The organism is Sphingomonas sp. GW821-FHT12D09, assembly GCF_058807215.1.
Genome location: NZ_JBXAQL010000005.1, coordinates 338,679 through 361,273 on the forward strand (window position 1 = coordinate 338,679; position 22,595 = coordinate 361,273).

The following is a 22,595-nucleotide window of genomic DNA, read 5'->3' on the forward strand; positions in this document are numbered from 1 at the left end:
GAGAGAAAGAGAGTGGGCGATATGCCACGCTCACCGCGCCGTGAAGCCGCCATCTACCGGCAGCGCCACGCCGGTGACGAAGCTCGCCTCGTCCGACGCCAGCCACAGCGCCGCGTCGGCGACCTCGCCCGGCTTCACGAGGCGCCCCATCGGTACCGCGCCCACCACCTTGGCTTCGTTCGCCGCCGCCTCGGCCGGATCGCCGCTGCGCCCAGTGAAGCCGATCTTCATCGGCGTGTCGGCCAGGCCCGGGCAGACGACATTGACGCGGATATTGTCGCCGGCCAGCGCCAGCGCGAGACTCTTGCCGAGGCCGACCACGCCCCATTTCGCCGCCGAGTAGATCGGGCTCATCATCGAGCCGACCAGGCCCGAGATCGACGAGGTGAAGATGATCGATCCGCCGCCGCGTGCCCGCATGTGCGGCGCGACCTGGCCGGCACCCAGGGCAGCCGAGGTGATGTTGAGGTCGATCGCCTTGCGATAGGCGTCCATGTCGAGATTCTCGACCGAGGCGGGGCCGGGCATGCCGGCATGCGCCCAGAGGATATCGGCGCCGCCCAGCGCCTCTACCGCCTGGTCGATGCTGCCCCGCGCGCCTTCGGGCGTGAGCAGGTCCGCTACGATCGGCGTCACCTTGTCCGGTCCGAACTCGGCGACCAGCGCGTTCAGCGCCTCCGCGCTGATGTCGATCGCGGCGACGCGCGCGCCTTCGCGCACGAAGCGGCGGACGCCTTCGCGGCCCATGCCCGATGCGGCGGCGGTGACGATGGCGAGCTTGCCCTGCAAACGCATGACTTCAGTTCCTCAATTGGCGAAGGGGTCGGCGAACTTGCCGGTGGTGGAAATGACGGTGGTCTTGGTCTCGAGATAGGAATCGAGCGCCTCGATCCCGTTCTCGCGGCCCCAGCCGCTGGCCTTCACGCCGCCATAGGGGGTGGACCAGCGGATGTAGCGATAGGTGTTGACCCAGACGATGCCCGCCTCGATCCGGTTGGCGACCCGGTGGGCGCGGCCGACATCGCCGGTCCATAGCCCCGCGGCGAGACCATAGTCGGTGCCATTGGCGATGGCGATCGCCTCTTCCTCGCCCTCGAACGGGATGATCGCGGCGACGGGTCCGAAGATCTCCTCCTGCGCGATCCGCATTTCGGGCGCGACCCCGGCGAAGACGGTCGGCTCGACGAAATAGCCGTTCTGATCCAGTCGAGCGCCGCCGGTCACCAGTTCGGCGCCTTCGCCTTGGCCGATCGCGACATAGGAGAGCGTCTTGTCGAGCTGCTGCTGGTGCGCCTGCGGGCCCATATGCGTGGCCTGGTCGAGCGGATTGCCCACCCGCACGCGGCCGGCATTGCGGCGGAAGCCCTCGACCACCTGGTCATAGATCGGCCGCTCGACCAAGATGCGGCTGCCGAGCGCGCAGCTCTGGCCGCACAGCGCCCAGGCGGAGCCGGTCGCGGCGTTGAGCGCATTCTCGACGTCGCAATCGGCGAACAGTATGTGCGGCGCCTTGCCGCCCAGCTCGAACGAGAAGCGCTTGAGCGTGTCGGCGCCGGTCTTGAGGATCGTCTTGGCGGTCGCGCCCTCGCCGGTGAAGGCGATCTTGTCGACGCCCGGATGCGAGACGAGGTGCGCGCCGGCGACGGGGCCGTCACCGGGGACGACATTGATCACGCCCGGCGGGAAGCCGGCTTCCTCGAACAACCTGGCCAGCGCCAGCGACGAGGCGGGGGTCTGCTCGGCGGGCTTGAGCACCAATGTGCAGCCCGCGGCGAGCGCCGGGCCGAGCTTCCACGCGGCTGCCATCAGCGGCACGTTCCAGGGCGTGATCGTGCCGACCACACCCACCGCCGAGCGCGTGGTGAAGGCATGGACGCTGTCGTCCATCGGGATCGTCCGGCCGCCCAGCTTGTCGGCCAGCGACGCGAACCAGTGATAATATTGCGCGTGCAGGCCGATATCGCCGCGCGACTCCCGGATGGCGCGGCCATTGTCCTGCGATTCGATGCGGGCGAGCGCATCGACCTGCGTCGCATAGAGATCGGCGAACTTGCGCATCAGCGCCGCACGCTCCCAGGGCGGCATCTTGCGCCACGGGCCTTCGAATGCCGCGCGTGCCGCCGCGACGGCCCGGTCCACGTCCTGCGTGCCGCCATAGGCGACCTGGCCCCAGGGCTTGCCGGATGCCGGGTCGATGCTGTCGCGGACGCCTCCATCGATCGGTTCGACCCATTCGCCGCCGATGAACAAGCGGTCGAAGCGATACTCCATGGCAACCTCTATGATTTCTTATACTGGACTAATTTGTCCCCATATGGAAATCAGAGTCAACGAAATTTGTGGAGAGATGCCGTGCTTCCCCTGCTCGAAGGCGTGCGCGTGATCGAAGTCGGCGCAGTGGTGCTCGGCCCCTATGCGGGCCAGATCCTCGCCGATCTCGGCGCCGAAGTGATCAAGGTCGAGCCGCTCGAGGGCGACATCGCCCGGCACGCGCATCCGCAGGGGGCAGGCGGCGGGGCGCTGTTCGTCAACAACAACCGCAACAAGCGCATGCTCGCGCTCGACCTGAAGAAGCCCGAGGGCCGCGCCGCGCTGGCGAAGCTGGTCGAGGGCGCCGACGTGCTGTTCCACAACATGCGTCTGGACGCTGCGGATCGTCTCGGTCTCGGTTATGCGCAGGTCGCCGCGATCAACCCGCGCATTGTGCATTGCGCGGCGACCGGCTTCGGGCGCGGCGGGCAATATCGCGACCGCCCCGCCTTCGACGACATCATCCAGGCGGCAAGCGGCTTGGCGGGCTTGGCGGCACTCCAGAACGGCACTCCGCAGTTCGCCCCGACCATCGTCGCGGACAAGGTCGCCGCGCTGCATGCGGTCTATGGCATACTTTCGGCTCTGTTTGCGCGCGAAAGGGGACGGAAGGGACCGTTCCGCGTAGAGGTGCCGATGTTCGAGGCGATGGTCGCCTTCCTGATGAACGAGCATCTCTCCCACGCAACTTTCGCCAACGACGGTGTTCCAGGCTATCCGCGGCTGCTCTCCCCCGATCGCCGCCCCTTCCGCACCGCCGATGGCTGGATCGCGGTGCTCCCCTATACCGAGGCGCAGTGGCGCCGCTTCCTCGGCGCGATCGGCCGGGGCGAGGTCTGCGAGGCGCCCTGGTTCCAGTCGCCCGCCGAGCGCCAGGCCCATATCGGCGAACTCTACGCGATCGTCGCCGCCAGCCTCGAAGCCCGGGGCACTGATGCCTGGATCGAGGCGCTGGAGGCGATCGACATACCCTGCTCGCGGGTGGCTACCCCGTTGGAAATCCTCGACGATCCGCACTTGAAGGAGATCGGCTTCTTCGATGTGTCGGAGGGCTTCCCCGTCGCGCGCGTCATCCCCCAGCCGGTCCAGTTCACCGGCATCGCCCAGTCCCCGGACGTTCCCCCGCACGCGCTGGGGCAGGACAGCCGGTCGGTCCTGCGCGACGCCGGCTATGACGACGCGGCGATCGACGCACTCATCGCGACGGGCGTGGTCAGCGCTTCCTGAGCACCGCGTAGATCAGCCCCGCGACGATCGTCGCATCGAGCGCGGGCACGGTGGTGATCGTCCAGCCCTTGTATGTACCCAGCACCGCTACCACGACCGAGATCGCCCAGGTCGCGATCGCCCGCCAGTCGAAGCGCGGCAGGCCGAGCAGCGACTGCGCGGCGTCGGCGGTGCGGTAGCGGGTCCAGGCGTCGATCACGTAGATCGCGGCGATCGGCGGAATGATCAGGCCGAGGAACAGCACGAAGGGAATGAACGCTTCCAGGATGCCCATCAGCGCCAGGATCGTGCCGATCGTGCCGCCGGCCACGGTGAACACCCATTGCCGCACCTTGGGGAAGGTGCTGCCCAGCGACAGGCTCGACGAATAGAGGTTGAGCGCGTTGACCGTCCAGGTCGGCAGCACGAGCAGGAACAGCACTGGGGTGCCGAAGCCATAGGCAGTGACCAGCTTCATCACGCTGGTGTCGTGCGTCGCCAGCGCGGGGATCGCCGCGGCGGTCATCATCAGCGGGGTCGCGATCGGGAAGGACAGCGCCATGCTGGCGATCGCACCACGAGGCGTGCTGGTATAGCGCGACAGGTCGGGCATCGTGGCCACCGCGAGCATGTACGCCCCGATCAGCGCCGAGACTGCGACGCCCAAAGTCATCGGCTCGGGCGGATGGGGATCGGGCGCCGTGACGAAGCCGTGCGTGCGCAGCGTCACCACCACCACCGCGAGCAGGATCGCGGCGAGCACCGGCACCGCGACCAGCGCCAGCCGGTCGAGCGCGCGGAAGCCGATCACGGTGGAGGCCATCATCAGCACGCTGCCTAATATGACGAACGCAGCGAAATTGCCGGGCAGCCCGTTCGCCTTCGCCGCCTCGACCATCGCTTCGCCGAAGAAGGACGCGTTCACCCCGAACCAGCAGAAATGGATCAGCGCGATCACCGTGTTGATCAGCGCCGCCCCGCCGGTGCCGAACGAGCGGCGGACGAGGAGATAGGTCGAAAGCCGCGTGCGAACGCTGACGATTGCCGTCATCGATCCGCCGGCGCACAGGATCAGTCCTGCAAGCAGCGCGGCGATCACCGCGCCGGAAAAGCCCAGCGCCAGCGCATTATGCGATCCGTTGAGGAAATCGGGCAGCCCGATCGAGAAGCTCGCGACGATCAGTCCGACGCGCCAGCCAGGGACGGTGACCCCTTCGGGCACGGGCGAATGGGCATACGCGTCGTCGGCTTCGTTGCTCATCCGCGGTTCCAGGCGTTGAGGTCCTCGATCGGACGATAGGGTTCGGTAAAGCCGAAAGCGGCGGGACCGACAAAGGTCAGCGCCCGCTCGACGCGCAGCATCGCGGGGGCGGCGGCGCCGACGACCTTGACGCGCTGGCCGAACTTCAGCCGCTCGGTGGTGATGCTGTCGGCGGTCTCGCGGTCCATCACGGTGATCAGGTCGGGAACCATCGCGCGGACCTGCCCATCGACACGAGCGATGAGGTTCTCGTTCTGGAACTCCAGATCCATCCGCCCTTCGCCCCCAAAGCCTTCGATCACCACACGACCGACCGAGAAGCCGCCGCGGGTCTCGCGCTCGACATCGACGACCTTGCCGTCGAACAGCGTGCCGGCAAAGGGATAGAGCCCGCTGGCCCGCAGTGCTGCATGGAGCGCCTCGAAAGGGTCCTCGCCGGCCGCGCGGGCGATGCGCACCGCCGCGCCGATCGCAATCGCCGCCGAGACGCTGCCGCCGATCGCATGGCGCTTCGCCTGCGCGCCGGTCAGCGGGTACTCGACCATGTGCGCGTTGCCGCCGAATTCGATCGAGAGCGCGCGCGCGACGCGCTCATGCTCCAGATTGTCTTCGGTCTCGATCAGCCGCAGCTCGCCATTCGCCGAAGTGACGACCGAAGGACAGGCGGAGAGCCCGTCGATACTGAACACGGTCATCTGCGATTCGGGAAAGGCGCGGCCCATGCCGTCGGCATCGACCACCGGGATGCCGAGTTCGGCCGCGGCGAGCAGGGGCGCCAGGCCGTTGCCCCCGCCGATCTCGATTGCCATCACCGCGTCGATCGGGCGCCCGGAGATACGTTCCAGCTCGCGCAGGCCCAGCAGGGCCTCCTGACCATTGGGCAGCTTCTCGGCCGAGACGGTCGGCGCGCCGATCCAGCCGCACGGGGCGATCAGCGCATCGTCGGCGAGCGCATCGAGCGTGATCAGCTCGAATGCGCCGCGCCGCGCGATCTCGGCCTCGCCGAGCAGCTGCGAATAATAGGGATCGCCGCCGCCGCCCGAGCCGAGAAAGGCGGCGCCTGTGGCGAGGTCGAGCAGCGCCTGGCGATCAATGCGCATGGGCGACCAGGGCAGGGGTGCCGGCAAGGTCCGCAACCGCGCGGACGCGGACCTGCGCGGCGCGGCCGGGCAGATAACTGAGATACACTTCGTCCATCTCCACGATTTCGACGCTTTCGGGAATGCCACCGGCAGCGATGGCTTGAGCGCGCGCCTCGGTACGCAGGCGATCGAGCGCCTCTTCTCGCGGCTCGCGGTCGAACGACACGACCTGGTCGATCTGTGCGCCGACCTGGGCGATTGCCGCGCCCACGGCATTGGCGACGGCGGCATGCGGCGGGCGCACCACCCTTGCGGCACCGCGCAGCGTGTCCGGAACCAGGAAATTGCCGCCGCCCACGGCAAGCAGCACGACATCGCCGCGGCTGGTCTTCATCCGGTCGACCGCCTCTTCCAGCATCGCCTGCATCCGCGCCCACACCGCATCGCGCACGGCTTCGGAAAGCGCCGGCAGCTTGGTCGGGTCGCCGAAGCGCACCTTGCCGGCGGCCACGGCGACATCGCTCGCAGTGAGGGTGATGCCGCCGAACAGCCGCGCCTGCTCGGTGATGCGGAAGCCTACCGAGTCCGGGCCGACGCGCAGTTCGTCCTCGCCGACCCCGTCTGCCCCGTAGCGCGCGGGATCGAGATGGATGCGGGTGCCGCCGCCCAGGCCGAGCGCCAGGATGTCCGGCATGCGGAAGTTGATCCGCACGCCGCCGATATCGACCGCGACCGAGGATTCGCGCGGGAAGCCATTGGCCAGCACGCCGAGATCGGTGGTGGTGCCGCCGACATCGAGCACGATTGCGTCGCGCACCCCGGTGAGGAAGGCGGCGCCACGCATCGAGTTGGTCGGGCCCGATCCGATCGTCAGTACTGGATAGGCCGCGGCGCGCGCGGCGGAGATCAGCGTGCCGTCATTCTGCGAGAGATAGAGCGGCGCATCGACGCCGATCTCCTCCAGCGCCCGCTCGAACGAAGCGACGACATGGGCGGCCAGGCTGCCCAAGGCGGCATTGAGGATCGCGGCATTCTCGCGCTCGATGAAGCCGATCCGGCCGAGCGTGTGCGACACGGTGATCCGCGCGCCCGGATGCTCCTCGGCAACCAGCGCGGCGGCGCGTTCCTCCATCGACGGATTCACCGGCGCGAATACGCTGCTGATCGCGATCGAGTCGATCCCGGCCTCGCGCATCTCGCGTGCCGCGGCGCGGATCGCCGACTTGTCGAGCGGGGCGATCTCGCGCCCGTCGAACTCGAAGCCGCCGGGGAGGAGATAGGTGATGGCGTCGATCTGCCCGGCCAGCGCTTCCGGCCAGCCGGTCATCGGCGGCAGCGCTTCGCCCGAGGGGCTGGCGAGCCGCAATATGCCGACCCGGTCGAGCCGGCTGCGCTCGACCAGCGCGTTGGTGAAATGCGTGGTGCCGATCATCACCGAGGCGACCGCTTCGGGCGCCACCCGCGCATCGGCAAGCACCGCGCGGATCGCGGCGGCAACGCCCGAGCCCACGTCTGCCGTCGTCGGCTGCTTGGTCCAGGCGACCACCTCAGCCCCGTTCATCAGCACGGCGTCGGTATTCGTTCCCCCGACATCGACCCCAATTCGCACGCTATCGCAATCCTTTGGCACGCCCCTCAAGTCGCATGAGCTACGGGCCGGGAGCTTCGCGGCGCAATGCGGGAAACGGGTGCCGGGCGTCGACGAACGGGTAATCGGGGCGCCCGAACGGGTAAGCAACTCCCGTCCTTGCCATCTTCTTGTACCGTCTTCGGTCTAGCGACTCGAAATGGACGGAGTAGCCGCGATCGACGAAATGATCCCGACCAAGGTCGCGCCACCGCTATGGATGGGCAACCAGATCCGCCGCGACGCGCTGCTCGATCGGCTGGACGGCGCGCTTGGGCGCCGGCTGACGCTCATCCATGCGCCGGCAGGCTACGGCAAGACCAGCCTGCTCGCCCAGTGGCGGCGGCGCTTCGCCGATGCCAAGCTGCTCGTCGCCTGGCTCACGCTCGAACGCGACGATGCCGATGCCAAGCGGCTGGCCCAGTACATCGCCTATGCGATCAGCGGCGAAGGGGAGGAGGAGGGTGAACCTGTCTCCGCCGCCATGCCAGCGCGCGCCGCGCTTTCGGCGATCATCAATCGGCTGGCCCGCGATCCGCGCCAGGCCGTGCTGATCCTCGACGATCTCCACTGCGCCGAGAGCCCGGAGGCGCTCGACTTCCTCCAGTCGCTGATCCGCCTCGCGCCGCGCAACTGCCACTTCATCATCGCCTCGCGCGATTATCCCCGGCTAGGCCAGACCATGCTCGCCGCGGAAGGTCAGCTGCTCGAGCTCTCCGCCGAGGACCTGAAATTTTCCAGTCCGGAGGCGGAGGAGATGCTGGCCCGCGCCGATGGCCTGCCGCTCGGCGAAGAGGATGTCCGCAGCCTGATCGAGCGCACCGAAGGCTGGCCGATCGCGTTGCAGCTCACCCTGTTCTCCCTGAGGCGCGGCGTCGACCGGCGCAGCTTTGTCGGCGGGGCAGGGGGCTCGGGCTCGGAACTGGCCGGCTATCTCTCCGAACAGGTGCTGATGTCGCTGCCCGAGGATGTGCAGGAAGTGGTGCTGCGCACGTCGCTGCTCGGCCGGGTGACCGGCGAGGCGCTCAACCTGATCTGCGACCGCCAGGATGGCGGGCTGCTGCTCGAGCGGCTGGAGCAGCAGGGCGTGCTGCTGACTCCGCTTTCGCCCGAGCGCGACGCCTATCGCTACCACCAGCTCTTCGCAGAATATCTGCGCGAGCGGCTCGCCCGGCGCGACATCGGCCAATATCGCGCGCTCCACCAGCGGCTGGCCCTGTGGTTCGACGCGCGCGGCGAGACTGCCGAGGCGATCAGTCATGCGATCGAGGCGGAGGATAGCGCGCTGCTTGCCGGCGTGCTGGAAGACGCGGGTGGCTGGCGGCTGATCCCACAGGGGCAACTCGGGCTGGTCGAACGCGGCCTCGCCAAGCTCAGCGCTGCCGAGATCGACGCCAGTCCGGCGCTGGTGCTCGCCAAGCTCTATCTCGACATGAAGTGCGGGCGGATGGACGCGGCGCGGCTCGCCTATGACCGGCAGGTCGCGCGCTCCGAACAGGAGGAGACTTCGCCCGATCTGTGGACCGAGATCCGCGTCGTCGGCGACATCCTCGCCGAATATGAGAACGAGCCGATGGCGCTCGAGGATCTGCTCGCCCGCGAGGCACTGCTGCGCACCCTGCCGGCGGACGATCACCTGGTGCTTGCCAATGTCAGCGAGTCGCTGGCTTCCAAATATTATGAAGGCGGCTGGCTGGAGCGCGCGATGGAGCCGACGCTGGCGGCGCGCGGCCATTACCAGGCGATGGGATCGCCCTATAGCGAGCTGTTCACGCGCTTCCACGAAGCGCGCATCCGCGAGGCCCAGGGACGGCTCAAGGACGCGGTGGCGGTTCTCGCCGTGGCGCGCGGCGAGATCGAGGCGCATTTCGGCGCGCGCTCGGACCTAGCCGCCAATTGCGCCGCGTTCGAAGCGGAGCTGCTCTACGAACAGGACCGTGCCGGCGAAGCGAACGCGCTGCTCGAATGGGCGCTGCCGCACATGGAGCAGTCGGACGGCTGGGTGGATGTTTACGCCGCCGCCTATTTCACTGCGGCGCATGCTTTGGTGGATGATGGCGCGATCGACGCGGCCCGCGCCTTGCTCGCGCGGGCGCGCAGCGTTGCGCAGCGCCGCCGTCTGCGCCAGCTCGAGCTGCTCGCCGAGCTGTGCGAGCTCGAGCTGTTGCTGCGCGACGAATCCTCGTTGGGCGAGGCACGCGTGTTCGCCAATACGATTGGCCTCGATACGCTGGCCGATGCAATGGCAGAGGAATCGCCGCTCTATCGCCCGGTCGCCGTTGCTGCAGCGCTGTGCCGGGTGCGGCTGGCGCTGCTTTCCGGCGCGCACCACACTGCGCTCGACGAATTGAGCGCGATGGCGCGATGGGCACGCCAGCATGGCGCGGGCCGGCTGCTGATCGATCTCAACCTGCTCAAGGCGCATGGCTATCGCGCGATTGGCGAGCCCGGCAAGGCGCAGGCCTGTTTTGATGAAGCGGTGGGCACGGCGATGTTCCAGGGGATCGTCCGCCCGTTCCTCAACGCCCGCGCCTTCGTGCAGGCATCGCTGGAGGAGGCGCTGGCGGGCTCTTCGGACCGGTTTCGTGCCCAGTTCCTCAAGAACCTCTCGCGTGCGCTGGGCAGCTTCCGCGCACCGGCGCCTGCGCCCGATGCGCTCAACGATGCCGAGGCGGCGATCCTGCGGCACTTGAGCCAGGGCTATTCGAACAAGGAGATCGCCCGGCTGATCGGGATGTCGCCCGACACGGTGAAATACCGGTTGAAGGCAGTGTTCCGGAAGATCGGCGTCAACAAGCGGCGCGATGCGGTGCGCGTGTCGCACGAGCGCGGGCTGATCGATGGCGAGGGCGCGCGCCCGGCGGCGCTCTGAGGCAGTGTTCCCCCAAAATGGGGTCAAGGCTTACCCGTCTTGCTCTCCTATTTACCCTGAAAATCGCGTGACGGTTTCGCGACGCTGCCTGTTCAATGCCCTTGCTGAAAAACAGCCGGCTGTCGTCAAGGGAGGCGACATCCAGAGCCGGCGCAGATAGCAAGAAGGTGGGCGGCCATGACACACAAGACTTCGGGCGAGACTTCAGGAAAACTGGTAAAGCAGACGCGGTTGGCGCTGCTTTCGGCATGCGCGGTGATCGGCTGGTCCGGAACGGCCATGGCGCAGGACAGCGCCGATCCGGCAAAGGCGGACGAGACGATCGTCGTCAACGGCACGCGGGCGCTTTCGGGCACCAAGACGGACACGCCGGTGACGGAAATCCCGCAGTCGATCAGCGTGATCACTTCGGAGCAGTTCCAGGACCGCGCCGCGGTCAACCTCCAGGATGTCATCCGCTACAGCGCGGGTGCCACGCCCGAGCTCAACGGCGTCGATACCCGCGGCGACTTCCTCGCGGTGCGCGGCACGGGTGCCGAGCAGTATCTCGACGGCCTCAACCGCATGCCCGGCTTCATCTATGGCGGACGGCTCGAGATATTCACCGTCGAGCGCGCCGAGTTGCTACGCGGCCCTTCGTCGACGCTGTACGGCGGCGGCGGCGCGGGCGGCATCCTGAACTCGATCAGCAAGCGCCCGCAGGAAGTGTTCGGCGGCGAGATCGGCATCACCTATGGCACCGACGACTATAAGCAGATCCAGGCCGACATCACCGGCCCGATCGTCGACGGCGTCTCGGCGCGCCTGGTCGGCCTGTACCGTGACGCGGAACTGCAGCAGAAGGGGCAGAAGAACGATCGCATCGTCGTCATGCCGTCGGTCACGCTCAAGCCGGGGCCGGATACCGAAGTGACCTTCATCGGCCTGTATCAGCGCGATCATCTGGGCAGCCAGACCTATCTGCCGACCAGCAAGACGGTCGACGGCAGCGGCGCCACGAAGATATCTGACGACTTCTACCTGGGCGAGCCGGACTTCAACCATACGCTTGCCAGCCACTATGCGCTGTCGGTGCTGGTGACGCACCGTTTCGGGGACCATCTTACCTTCAGCAGCCGCAACCGTGCGTTCGAGCAGGATACGGATTACCAGGAAGTGTTCGGCTTTACCGGCTTCGGCGGCGCCTATGCCGATGCGGGCCGCACGATCGCCAACCGCGCCTGGTATCTGAACCGCGCGAAATACTCCGGGTTCAACAGCGACAACAACCTCGTGCTGGACTTCGCCACCGGGCCGCTGGAGCACCAGATCCTCGCTGGCTTCGACTATACCGCGTTTCGCGAGGACAAGCAGGAAGGATTTGGTGCGGCGCCCGGGCTCAACCTCTATGCGCCGGTCTACGGCGTGCCGTTCGCCTATGGCGTGGGCTGGACGACCGACACCAAGAATTCGCAGACCGGCTTCTATTTCCAGGACCAGATCCGCGCCTGGGACCGCGTCTCGCTCGTGTTCGGCGCGCGGCACGACAATGTGCAGTCGAACGTGAACAATACGCAGCTGGCACCCAACCAAGCGTGGACGTTCCGCGCCGGCATCATCGCCGATGTGGTCAAGGGCGTGTCGCCCTATTTCAACTATTCGGAATCGTTCCTGCCGGTGTTCGGTTCCAACTTCTTCGGCGTGGCCTATGTCCCGCGGACCGGCCGCCAGTACGAGGCGGGCATCAAGTTCCAGCCTATGAAGCGCATGCTGTTCACGGTTGCGGCCTATGACATCAAGGAACAGAATGTCCTGATCGCCGATCCGAACGAGCTGCAGAACTTCATCCAGGGCGGCTCGACCGGTTCGCGCGGCGTCGAGGCCGAAGCCAATATCAACCTGCCGGGCAATTTCGACCTGACGGCGTCGTACAGCTACACCCGCGCCCAGTATCTGAAGGTCGATGGCCGCCAGCGTGGCGATCGTCGCGAGAACCTGCCCGAGCACCAGGCATCGGTCTGGGCATCGAAGCGCTTCGACCTGGGCGGCGACCTCGGCTTCAAGCTCGGCGGCGGCGTGCGCTATCAGAGCGACAAGGTCAGCTTCGACCAGCTCTATCGGATCGATCCAGTGACGCTGGTCGATGCGATGGCCGAGCTGAGCTATGGCAAATGGTCGCTGTCGGTGAACGGGTCCAACATCTTCAACGAGCGAGTCTACACCAACTGCAGCTATGAGGCCGGCACCGTCAACGAGGGCTATTGCTACCTCGGCAAGGACCGCACGGTCCTCGCCACGCTGCGCCGCCGCTTCTAACGTCCCTGCGGGGCCGGGGGACTGTCCTCCGGCCCCCGGTTCTCATGCTTTCACAGGATTGAACGCCCATGCTCGCCCTCCGTCTCGCGACCGCCGGGTTGCTCCTCGCCGCCACTGCCAACAGCGCGCCGCCGCTGGCGGCGCCCGAGGCAGCTGACCTGATCCTCACCAATGGCCGGGTCTACACGGTCGAGGACGGCAAGCCCTGGGCCGAGGCAGTGGCGATCAAGGATGGGCGCATCCTCGCCGTCGGCACCAAAGCCGAAATCGCGCGGCGCAAGGGCGCGAAGACTGAGGTGGTGGACCTGCACGGCCGTTTCCTGATGCCCGCGTTCGGCGACGCGCACGCGCATCCGATCTTCGGCGGGATGAGCCATGCCCGCTGCTCGCTCCACGCCGGCAAGACGCTGGACGATTACCGCAAGATCATCGCCGATTGCGTCGCCAAGACGCCGGGCACCGGCACGATCTTCGGCTCGGGCTTCAACCAGACCCTGTTCCCGCCCAACGGCATCCCCAACAAGCAGCTGCTCGACGAGATCTCGAAGGATCGTCCGCTGATCTTCGAGTCCGACGGGCACACGCTCTGGGTGAATTCCAAGGCGCTCGAACTCGCCAAGATCACCAAGGACACGCCCGATCCCAAGAACGGGACGATCGACCGCGATCCCAAGACGGGCGAGCCGGTCGGCGGGCTTGAGGAATCGGCGATGGCACTGGTGGACTCGCTGGTCCCGCCGCCCACCGACAAGGATCTGCAGGGCGCGATCAGCTACACCGTGAAGTTCTTCAACTCGATGGGCATCACCTCGTGGCACGATGCCGCGGTCGAGTGGGACAACGGCGGCACCAGCCGTGCGATCGAAGCGTACAAGGCCGTCAAGGATCGTGGCGAACTGACCATGCACACTGCGATGGACCTGCGCTGGAACAATGATCGCGGGTTCGAGCAGATGGCCGACATCCTCAAGCTATCCGCCCGCGCGAAGGAGATCGGCCTCACTGCGAACGGCGTGAAGTTCTTCATCGATGGCGTCATCCCGCAGCAGACCGCTGCGATGCTCGCGCCGTATGAAGGCACGGACGTGAAGGGCGCGACCCAGATCAAGCTGGAGACGCTCTCCGAGGCAGTCACCGCGCTCGATGCCAAGGGCATGCAATCGCATTTCCACACGATCGGCGACGCGGCGGTGCGCGAGGCGCTCGACGCCGTCGCCGCGGCGCGGGCCAAGGACGGCACGACCGACACGCGGCCGATGATGTCGCACATGAACGTGATCGATCCCGCAGACCAGCCGCGCTTCGCCAAGCTTGGCGTCACGGCGGTCTTCCAGCCGCTCTGGGCCTGCAACGAGGCCTATATGGCACTGACCATCGAGCGGATCGGACCGGTGCGCTCGACCTATATCTACCCCTCGGGCAGCATCCTTCGCGCCGGCGGGCGGCTTGCGTATGGCGCCGATTGGTCTGTCGCGTCGGCGAATCCGTTCGAAGGCATCGAAGTCGCGCTCACCCGCGTCGCGCCGGAGGGCAATTTGCCGCCGCTGGAGCCGAACGAAGCGATCACGCTGGCGCAGGCCCTGCGCGCCTACACGCTCAACGTCGCCTATGTGAACCATCTCGACAAGCAGACCGGCTCGATAGCGGCCGGCAAGAGCGCCGACCTGATCGTTCTCGACCAGGACTTGTTCAAGATCCCCGCACGGCGAATCCACGCGACCAAGGTGTTGCTCACGCTGTTCCAGGGGCGCGCTGTGCACGGTAACCTGGCGGGCGTCGGCAGGTAGTCACCTGATTCTGGCACGTACGGCCGGCCCTGTGGCATGGCATGAGCTTGAGAAGATGTGGGGGAGAGGCGCATGCTGAGCCGCAGGGATTTCATCGGCCAGAGCGCCGCACTGGCGCTGGCGGGACCGGCGCTCGCCGGCGAACGCGGGCTCGATCTGGCTTATATCAACGCCAGGCTGTGGAGCGGCGAGGGCGGCGGCGCGCCGCTTTCCTCGGTCGGGATCGCCGGTGATCGCATTGCCGCAATCGGCCAGGCGGCGGTGAAGGCACGCACTACCCGCGCAACGCGGATCGTCGATCTCCAGGGCGCCTTCCTGATGCCTGCCTTCACCGATAACCACACCCATTTCCTGAAAGGTGCGCGCCAGCTCAGCCAGCCGGTGCTGCTGGATTCGAAGGATCGCGCCGACTTCGCCGCCCGCCTTGGCGCCGCGGCAAAGGCCCGGCCCGGCAGATGGATCCTGGGCGGTGCCTGGGACGAGCAGCGCCTGGGCGGCGCGCTGCCCACGCGGGAATGGATCGACGCGACGACCGGCGACACTCCCGTCGCGATACCGCGCACCGATCTCCACATGTTCCTGCTCAACACTGCTGCGATCCGCGCCGCGGGGATCACCCGCGATACGCCCGATCCCGCCGGTGGCGTGATCGGCCGCGATGCCAGGGGCGAGCCCAACGGCATCTTCAAGGACAATGCCAACGCGCTGTGGCAGCGCGCCGTGCCGCCGGCGACCGATGCCGAGAATGAGGAAGCGCTGCGTGCCGGCATCGTCCACGCGCACCGCAACGGCTTCGCCCAGGTCCATATCCCGGAGATCGAATGGGAGACGCATGGCAGCCTGAAGCGCCTGCGCGCCAAGGGTGAGCCGGGCCTGCGCTTCTATTCCTTCGTGCCGATCCAGGATTGGGAGAAGATGGCCGCGATCGTCCGCGAGGAGGGACGCGGCGACGATTGGCTGCGCTGGGGCGGGGTAAAGGGGCTGGCCGACGGCTCGCTAGGCTCACGTACGGCGCTGTTTTGGGAACCCTACACCGATGCGCCAGGCCAGCGCGGCGTGCGCGTCATCAACCTGGACGACCTGCGCCGCTTCATCCTCGGCGCGGACAAGGCCGGGCTCCATGTCGCCTGCCATGCCATCGGCGACGAGGCGAATGACGATGTGCTGGACATCATGGCCGATGTCGCGCGAATCAACGGCCCGCGCGACCGGCGCTTCCGGATCGAACACGCCCAGCATTGCCGCCCGGCCACGATCTCGCGCTTCGCCAGGCAAAAGGTGATCGCCTCGGTGCAGCCCTTCCACGCGATCGACGACGGCCGCTGGGCGGTCCAGCGGATCGGGGAGAAGCGCCTGAACGGCACCTATGCCTTCAAGTCCTTCTTCGACAGCGGCGCGACAGTCACCTTCGGATCGGACTATCCGGTGGGCCCGCTCGATGCGCTGGAGGGCATCTATGCGGCGCTCACCCGCGAGACGATCGACGGCGCCAATCCGAGTGGCTGGCTGCCCGATCAGAAGGTCACGTTGCTCCAGTCGCTCCGCGCCTATACCCGCGCCAATGCCTATGCCGGGTTCCAGGAAGACCGGCTGGGGCTGATCCGCCCGGGCTTCCTCGCCGATCTGACCATTCTCGACGCGGATTTGTTCGCGACGAAGCCCGACGACATTCCCAAGGTGAAGGTGCTCCGCACGATCGTCGGCGGCCGCGAACGGTTCGGCCCCGATGCTGCCTGACCTGGACAACCCGGCGGCCGGTGCCGCGCAGAACTCGCCGGAGGCAACACGATGAGCCGCTTCGCGCCCCGCCAGCCTGGCGATGTCGCCGAGATGATCCACGAGGAGGTGCTCGGCCTGGTCACCACGCATGACGCACAGGGCTTCATCACCACTCCGCTGCCTTTGCTCCCCGAGTTGGACGCGGCGGGCGAGGTCGTCGCGCTGATCGGACATTTCGCCACCGCCAATCCGCATGTCGCGCGCGTTCGAGCGACGCCGCGTGCGCAGATCAGCTTCTTCGGCCCGCACGGCTATATCTCGCCCGCGATGGTGTCCAAGCCCGATTGGGCGCCGACCTGGAACTATCGCCTGGCGCAGTTCGAGGTGGATATCGATTTCCGGCCGGGCACCGAGGATGCGGCGATCCGTGCGCTGGCCGAAGCGCTCGAGGGCGATAGCTGGACGGTCGAGCGAATGGGGCCGCGCTACACGCAGCTGGCCGCACATGTCGTCGCTTTCCGGGCCGCGGTGGTGCGCTCGAGCGCGCGCTTCAAGCTTGGCCAGGACGAGAGTGATACATCGTTCGGCGAGATAATCGACGCGCTAGGGGATACCCCGCTGACCCGGGCGATGCGCGCGCAGCGCGGCTGAACGGGCGGCGGGAAGAAATGGGGGAGCGGCCAGGGCCACTCCCCCCTATGCATCACTTCAGGTTGATGCGGAAGCCGACGCGGAACTGGCGTCCAAGCATGTCCGAATAGGTGCTGTTCGCGGCGAGGCCGGTCTCCGGCACCAGCAGCGGCCAGCGGTTGAACAGGTTGGTCACGTTGACGAAGAACTGCGCCTGGTTGTTACCGAAGGGCACCGTCTGGGTCAGGTTGAGATCGACGTAGAACAGCCCCGAGACATGGTTGTTGTCATAGGTCTGATAGACCGACGTCGTGCTCGTCGCAGGGCAGCTGGTGGTGCACTCGATGCCGTTGGCGACATATTTGCCCGAGCTGATGCCGCGGCCAGTGACCGTGGCCGAGAAGGTCTGGGTCTCATAGGTCGCGCTGCCGCGGAAGATCCAGGTCGGCGTGCTGCCCTGGCCGCCATTCGCACCGACGGTGTTGATCGCGACGGTGCCGGCGATGCCGGTGTCGGACAGGTTCTCGATATAGCGCGTCGCGATGCCCTTCAGCGTGAAGCTGTCCGAGCCGATCGGCAGGCGATAGGCCATGTCGAAATCGATGCCGCGCACCAGCTTGCGCACGAAATTGAACGGCTGGCTGCGGATCAGCAGGTACGGCGCGCCCGGCGTGGAGCGGGCCGGATCATTGGTGATCGCGGCGCAATATTCCGTCACGCCATCGGCGCAGCGGTTGACGATCTCCTGGGCGCTGATCGAGTCGATCGCATCGTCGAGGTTGATGCGGAAATAGTCGGCCGACGCGGAGAAGCCCGGCAGGAAGCGCGGCGAGACCACGGCGCCGATATTCCACGAATTGGCGATTTCCGGCCGCAGGTTGGGGTTGCCCGTGGTCAGGCCCGAATAGCCATAGGTCTGCGGGCCGTTCGCGGGATTGGTTGCCGAATAGTTCGGGTTACGCACCGAGTCGCTGTTGGCGGTACCGGCCTGGTAGAGCTCGTTGAGGTTGGGCGCCCGGATATCGCGCGAGCGCGTCACGCGGAAGCGGATATCCGGGATCGGCGCCCAGGTCGCACCCAGCTTCCAGGTGGTGACATAGCCCGCATTGGAATAGTCGGTGGCGCGGACCGCACCGTTGAACTCCAGGCCGAAGCCCAGCGGCACCACGGTTTCGAGATAGGCTTCCTTGACGCTGTACTCGCCGGTGAAGGGCAGATAGTTGCCGACCGACCAGGCATTGGAAGTGGTACCGTTGGGATTGATGGTCGGCTGGTACTGCTTCGGCACGGTGCCGCGGATCTTCTCCTTGCGGACCTCGCCGCCAAAGGCGACGCTGACATCACCCGCCCAGGTGGCGAACGGCGTGACCGACCAGTTGGTGCCGGCGACGAACTGCTCCATCACCTGGTCGCGATACGGATCGCCCAGCACATATTTGATCGCGTCCGCGCTGGCGACGCCCACGCCCATGCGATTCAGCGGCACGCAGGCCGCATCGTCGTTGGTCGTGCTCGCATCGACATTGATCAGGCACTGGATCGAGCCGACCGCATAGCCGCGCGCATTGCCTGCCGGGGCATAGGCCGCGGCGGTGGCATTGTTCATGCGGGCGGTGTTCATGATGTTGCGGAGCTGCTCGCGCAGGTCCGAGCGGCCATATTGGGCATAGACGTCCCAGTGGCCGGGCTTGCCGAATGCGTCGAAATTGCCCTCGGCGCCGACGACGTAGCGCTGCACCTTGCGCTCATTGTCGATGCCGCGGAACGGCAGGTCGGCAGCGGTGGTCGCCAGCGTGACGCTGGTGACGCCGGCAAGCCGCGCCGCGCCGAGCGACTGCAGCGCGAAGGCGTTGCAGGTGATCGGAACGGGGACGGTGGTGCAGCCAGTGGTGTTGTAGGTGATGCCGGTCGACAGGTTCGGGCCGGCGTTGAAGAAGACCTTCTGCTTGTTGTACGATCCCTCGGCGAAGAGCTCGACACCGTCGGCGACTTCGAAGCTCAGCCGGCCGAAGACGCCCCAGCGGTCGTCCTTCGGCATCAGGCCGATACGGGTGCCGGAATCATTGACCTGCCACGACCCGTTCTGGGTGAGGCTCGGCGCGGAAGACCCGGCCGCCCGGGTGAACGCCGGCGAGGCGAACGTGCCATAGTCGAAGGTGTTCACCGCGCCGCCCTGGCCGAAATACAGGCCGCGCAGCGCGTTGACGGTGCCGCCGGCCGAAGCGGTGATCAGGCCGCCCGGCGTCGAGTTGGAGGCGCCGACATTGCGCAGCGAAGTGATGTAGCGGTTGTTCGTGGTGCCGGTCGTCGTGGCCGTGCTGCCCACCCAGGCCGGATTCTCGACCCGGACATAGCCGGTGTGGTTCCATTCGCGCTCGTTGCCGACCTCGTAGATGCCGTCCTGGTGCGCGATATTGGCGCTCAACAGGATGTGGCCGCGGCCGCCGGCGAACGACTTGCCGCCCGCGATGCTGCCCGAATAATTGCCGCCATCGCCGTAGTTGGTGATCCCGGAGTCCGCCTCGATCTTCAGCCCTTCGAGCTTCTTGTTGAGGACGAAGTTGACCACGCCAGCGACCGCGTCCGAACCATAGGCCGACGACGCGCCGCCGGTGACGATCTCGACACGTTCGACCAGCGCCTGCGGGATCGTGTTGATGTCGACCCAGCCATAGATGGTCGAGCCGACCGAGCGGCGGCCGTCGAGCAGGATCAGCGTGCGGCCCTCACCGAGGTTGCGCAGGCTGAGCGCGTTGATGCCGGCCGAGCCGTTCGACAGGTTGAGGCGCGAATTGGCCGGCTTGGTCGAACCGGCGAGCTGCGGCATCTGGTTGACGAAGTCCGCGATGTTGTTCGTAGGCGACGTGTTCTGGATGTCTTCCTGGGTCAGCACCGTGAGCGGCGTCGGGTTCTGGAAACCATCGCGGCGGATGCGCGAGCCGGTGACCAGGATCTGACCATCATCTGCGCTGGCGGCGGGCGGCTCCTGCGCCGGTGCGGCGGGCGCGGTCTGCGCCGATGCGGCGCTGGCGATCGCCAACATGCTGATGCTGGAGAGAAATGCGACTACGCGCTCGCGTCGACCAAGCTTCAACCGAACTGTCATAAGAATCCCCTAAGCACTAGACGAGCCGCCATTGGCGGAACTGGGCGTTCGTTTTTCCTGCGTCCCGGCCGCATGCGCATCTTGTGTGCGATGTCGTTCACGGAGCTGGTGCGAAGGTGCCGGTCGGCGACGAACAGCGTCAAGGCTTTAGGTGGGTCTATTGCTTGGGCAAGCCATAAGCGCAGCCTATGGGCCGAATTCCATAGCCCGGCCCTATGGACGGACCAGCGCTTGTCATAGGACGCGGTGCGCGGCCCGCCATTAGCCTGTATCCAATCGTTTTTCGGGAGACAGGTTCGATGTTCAACCGCCGCTCATTCTTGCTCGGCTCGGTTGCAGCGATCGCCCTGGCGCCGGTCGCCGGCCATGCGGCGCTGCTATCGGTGGTGCGTGATCTGGGCGCCGCGGGACCAAAGGCGCCGATCGAGATCCTCGACGATCCCTATGGCGTACCGCACATCCGCGCCGCCTCGATCCCCGACGCCTTTTTCGGCCAGGGTTATGTCGTCGCGCGCGACCGGCTGTTCCAGATCGACTTCGCGCACCGGCGCGAGATGGGGCGCATGGCGGAGGCGTTCGGCGCCGCGTTCGTGCCCCATGATGCGGCAGCGCGGCTGTTCCACTATCGCGGCGATCTCGAGAAGGAACTGGCGGACACGCCCGCGGATGTGGTGGCCTGCGCGCAGGCCTATGTGGCGGGTATCAACGCCCGGATCGACGAAGTGCTCGCCGACCGAACGCTGCTCCCGCTCGAATATCGCATCCTCGGCGTGACACCGCTGAAATGGGACCTGCGCGACATGATGCGCGCGCGCGAGGTCTCGGCGGGCAATGTCGGCGACGAGATCCGCCGCGCCCGGCTGGCGGCGTTGGGGTTGCTCGATCTCGATGCGGTCGTCGCGCCGTTGCGCCCGGCCTGGACGATGCACGTGCCCGAGGGTCTGGACGCAGCGTCGGTTTCAGACGCCGATCTTGGCGTGCTCAACCTCGGATCGCTGCCGTTCGGGTCGATCGTCCCGGATCCGCAGGGCGGCATCGCAGCGACTGCGATCGAGCGCGCCAATGCCGGCAGCAATGCCTGGACCGTCGGCCCGCAGCGGAGTGCCACGGGGCGGCCGATCCTCGCGAACGATCCGCATCTCGGCATCGGCGGCTTCGGACCGCGCCATGTCGCCCACCTCACCGCGCCTGGGCTCGACCTGATCGGGGGAGGGGCTCCGGGGCTGCCCGGGATCATGCAGGGCCATACCGACCGCTTCGCCTTTGGCCGCACCAACTTCCATATCGACCAGGAGGATTTGTTCATCCTCGAGCTCGATCCGGCGGACCCCGAGCGCTATCGCCATGAGGGTGGCTGGAAGCGGTTCGACCGGATCGATGTCGGCATCCCGGTGAAGGGCGGCACGACCGCAGCCGCGACGCTGCGCCATGCGGTGCAAGGCGCAGTGGTCTCGCACGATCCGGCCCGCCGTCGCGCCACCGTGCTAGCTTCGGTCGGTATGCAGCCTGGTGCGAGCGGTGTCTTCGCGATGATCGCCATCAACCTCGCCCGAGACTGGGCGGGGCTGCAACGCGATGCCTTCCGGCTCCACCCGTCGCCAACCAACCTCCATTATGCCGATATCGACGGCAATCATGGCTGGCAGGCGATCGGCTATGTGCCGGTCCGAAAAAAGGGCGACGGCCTGTTGCCCGTGCCCGGCGACGGTCGCTATGACTGGACCGGGATACGCGACTTTCGCGCACTTCCCAGTGCGTTCAATCCGGCCAAGGGCTGGTTCGCCTCGGCCAACCAGAACAACCTTCCCGCCGGCTGGCCGCGCAACAAGATCCCGGCCTTCTCGTTCCGCGATCCCTATCGCTATGAACGCATCGCCGATGTGCTTTCCACGCAGCCGAAGCACAGCCTGGCGGACAGCGTCGCGCTCCAGCACGACACGCTGTCCACGCCCGCGAAGCAGCTGCTGGGACTGCTTCCCACACACGGCTCGCCCGATGCCGAGCGCGCGCTGGGCCTGTTGCGGAGCTGGGATGCTCGGATCGCGCCCGATAGCGGCGCGGCGGCGCTGTACGAGATGCTGTGGCGCGAACTGGGCACGCGGATGCGCGCAGCGATCGTGCCCGATCGGGCGCGCGGGCTCGTCGACGGCATCGCGCCGTCGGTGCTGCTCGACCTCCTCGCCAAGCCCGACACACGCCTTGGCGCCAACCCCCAGGCTGCACGCGACGCATTGTTCGGCGCCGCACTCGCCGCCGCCTGGAAGACCGCACAGGAGCTGATGGGACCGGAGCCCGCCGCCTGGCGCTGGGCGACGTTGCACAAGGTGCGTATCGCGCACCCGCTCGCGCGCATCCCCGCGATCGCGGCTGCCTTTCCCGCGATCGAAGGCGAAGGCTCTGGCGGCGATTCCTACACCGTGATGGCGCGCTGGCTACGCGGCTGGGCGGTGAGCGGCGGGGCGAGCTATCTTCAGGTGATCGATGTCGGCGCCTGGGACAATTCGCTGATGCTGAACTTCCCCGGCCAGTCGAACGACCCGCGCTCGCCGCATTATCGCGATGGCTATGGCCCGTGGATCGCGGGCAGGATGCAGCCGATGCTGTTCAGCCGCGCCGCGGTCGATGCCCATGTCGTGAGCAAGACCACGCTTCGCCCGCACGGGGATTGAGCTTCCGGACGGGCGCCCATAGTCTGTCGGC

Annotated in this window: 13 protein-coding genes; 7 read left to right on the forward strand and 6 right to left on the reverse strand. The window is 67.1% G+C overall.

Features of this window, described 5'->3' with window-relative positions; genetic code table 11:
- Positions 1-30 precede the first annotated feature (30 nt).
- Complete coding sequence (locus AC1RPL_RS21420; protein WP_493072363.1) at positions 31-795, reverse strand: SDR family NAD(P)-dependent oxidoreductase; 765 nt, start codon at positions 793-795, stop codon at positions 31-33.
- Positions 796-807: 12 nt separating this feature from the next.
- Positions 808-2,271 (reverse strand): aldehyde dehydrogenase, encoded by a 1,464-nt coding sequence (locus tag AC1RPL_RS21425; protein ID WP_493072365.1) that lies wholly within the window; start codon positions 2,269-2,271, stop codon positions 808-810.
- Positions 2,272-2,352: 81 nt separating this feature from the next.
- Here AC1RPL_RS21425 and AC1RPL_RS21430 point away from each other — a divergent pair, with 81 nt between their 5' ends.
- Positions 2,353-3,537, forward strand: a complete 1,185-nt coding sequence (locus AC1RPL_RS21430; protein WP_493072367.1) for a CaiB/BaiF CoA transferase family protein — start codon at positions 2,353-2,355, stop codon at positions 3,535-3,537.
- On the opposite strand, the gene AC1RPL_RS21435 is transcribed toward AC1RPL_RS21430, so the two are convergent.
- Genes AC1RPL_RS21435 through AC1RPL_RS21445 form a run of 3 tightly spaced genes read right to left on the reverse strand, consistent with a single transcriptional unit; the run spans position 3,524 to position 7,489 of the window.
- Complete coding sequence (locus tag AC1RPL_RS21435) at positions 3,524-4,777, reverse strand: cytosine permease (protein ID WP_493072369.1); 1,254 nt, start codon at positions 4,775-4,777, stop codon at positions 3,524-3,526. The genes AC1RPL_RS21430 and AC1RPL_RS21435 overlap by 14 nt on opposite strands.
- The gene (locus AC1RPL_RS21440) at positions 4,774-5,877 is read right to left on the reverse strand and encodes an S-methyl thiohydantoin desulfurase family protein (protein ID WP_493072371.1); all 1,104 of its coding nucleotides are present in this window, start codon (positions 5,875-5,877) and stop codon (positions 4,774-4,776) included. The genes AC1RPL_RS21435 and AC1RPL_RS21440 overlap by 4 nt, the downstream gene beginning before the upstream one ends.
- Positions 5,867-7,489, reverse strand: coding sequence for a hydantoinase/oxoprolinase N-terminal domain-containing protein (locus tag AC1RPL_RS21445; RefSeq protein ID WP_493072373.1), 1,623 nt, complete (start codon positions 7,487-7,489; stop codon positions 5,867-5,869). The genes AC1RPL_RS21440 and AC1RPL_RS21445 overlap by 11 nt, the downstream gene beginning before the upstream one ends.
- Positions 7,490-7,646: 157 nt before the next feature.
- On the opposite strand from AC1RPL_RS21445, the gene AC1RPL_RS21450 reads away from it, so the two are divergent.
- The 5 genes from AC1RPL_RS21450 (at position 7,647) to AC1RPL_RS21470 (ending at position 16,810) form a co-directional block, all read left to right on the forward strand.
- Positions 7,647-10,358 (forward strand): helix-turn-helix transcriptional regulator, encoded by a 2,712-nt coding sequence (locus AC1RPL_RS21450; protein ID WP_493072375.1) that lies wholly within the window; start codon positions 7,647-7,649, stop codon positions 10,356-10,358.
- A gap of 177 nt (positions 10,359-10,535) precedes the next feature.
- On the forward strand, positions 10,536-12,653 hold the full coding sequence (locus tag AC1RPL_RS21455; RefSeq protein WP_493072377.1) for a TonB-dependent siderophore receptor: 2,118 nt from the start codon (positions 10,536-10,538) through the stop codon (positions 12,651-12,653).
- Between the two features lie 68 nt (positions 12,654-12,721).
- A complete protein-coding gene (locus AC1RPL_RS21460; protein ID WP_493072379.1) occupies positions 12,722-14,440 on the forward strand; it encodes an amidohydrolase in 1,719 nt (572 codons plus the stop codon).
- Between the two features lie 72 nt (positions 14,441-14,512).
- Entirely contained in the window at positions 14,513-16,177 is a 1,665-nt protein-coding gene (locus AC1RPL_RS21465; RefSeq protein WP_493072380.1) for an amidohydrolase, read from the forward strand.
- A 51-nt stretch (positions 16,178-16,228) separates the two neighbouring features.
- Positions 16,229-16,810 (forward strand): FMN-binding negative transcriptional regulator, encoded by a 582-nt coding sequence (locus AC1RPL_RS21470; protein ID WP_493072382.1) that lies wholly within the window; start codon positions 16,229-16,231, stop codon positions 16,808-16,810.
- A 52-nt stretch (positions 16,811-16,862) separates the two neighbouring features.
- Here the strand turns inward: AC1RPL_RS21470 and AC1RPL_RS21475 are convergent, their stop codons facing one another.
- A complete protein-coding gene (locus AC1RPL_RS21475; protein ID WP_493072384.1) occupies positions 16,863-19,832 on the reverse strand; it encodes a TonB-dependent receptor plug domain-containing protein in 2,970 nt (989 codons plus the stop codon).
- 362 nt (positions 19,833-20,194) lie between these two features.
- Here AC1RPL_RS21475 and AC1RPL_RS21480 point away from each other — a divergent pair, with 362 nt between their 5' ends.
- On the forward strand, positions 20,195-22,564 hold the full coding sequence (locus AC1RPL_RS21480; RefSeq protein WP_493072386.1) for a penicillin acylase family protein: 2,370 nt from the start codon (positions 20,195-20,197) through the stop codon (positions 22,562-22,564).
- Positions 22,565-22,595: the final 31 nt, after the last annotated feature.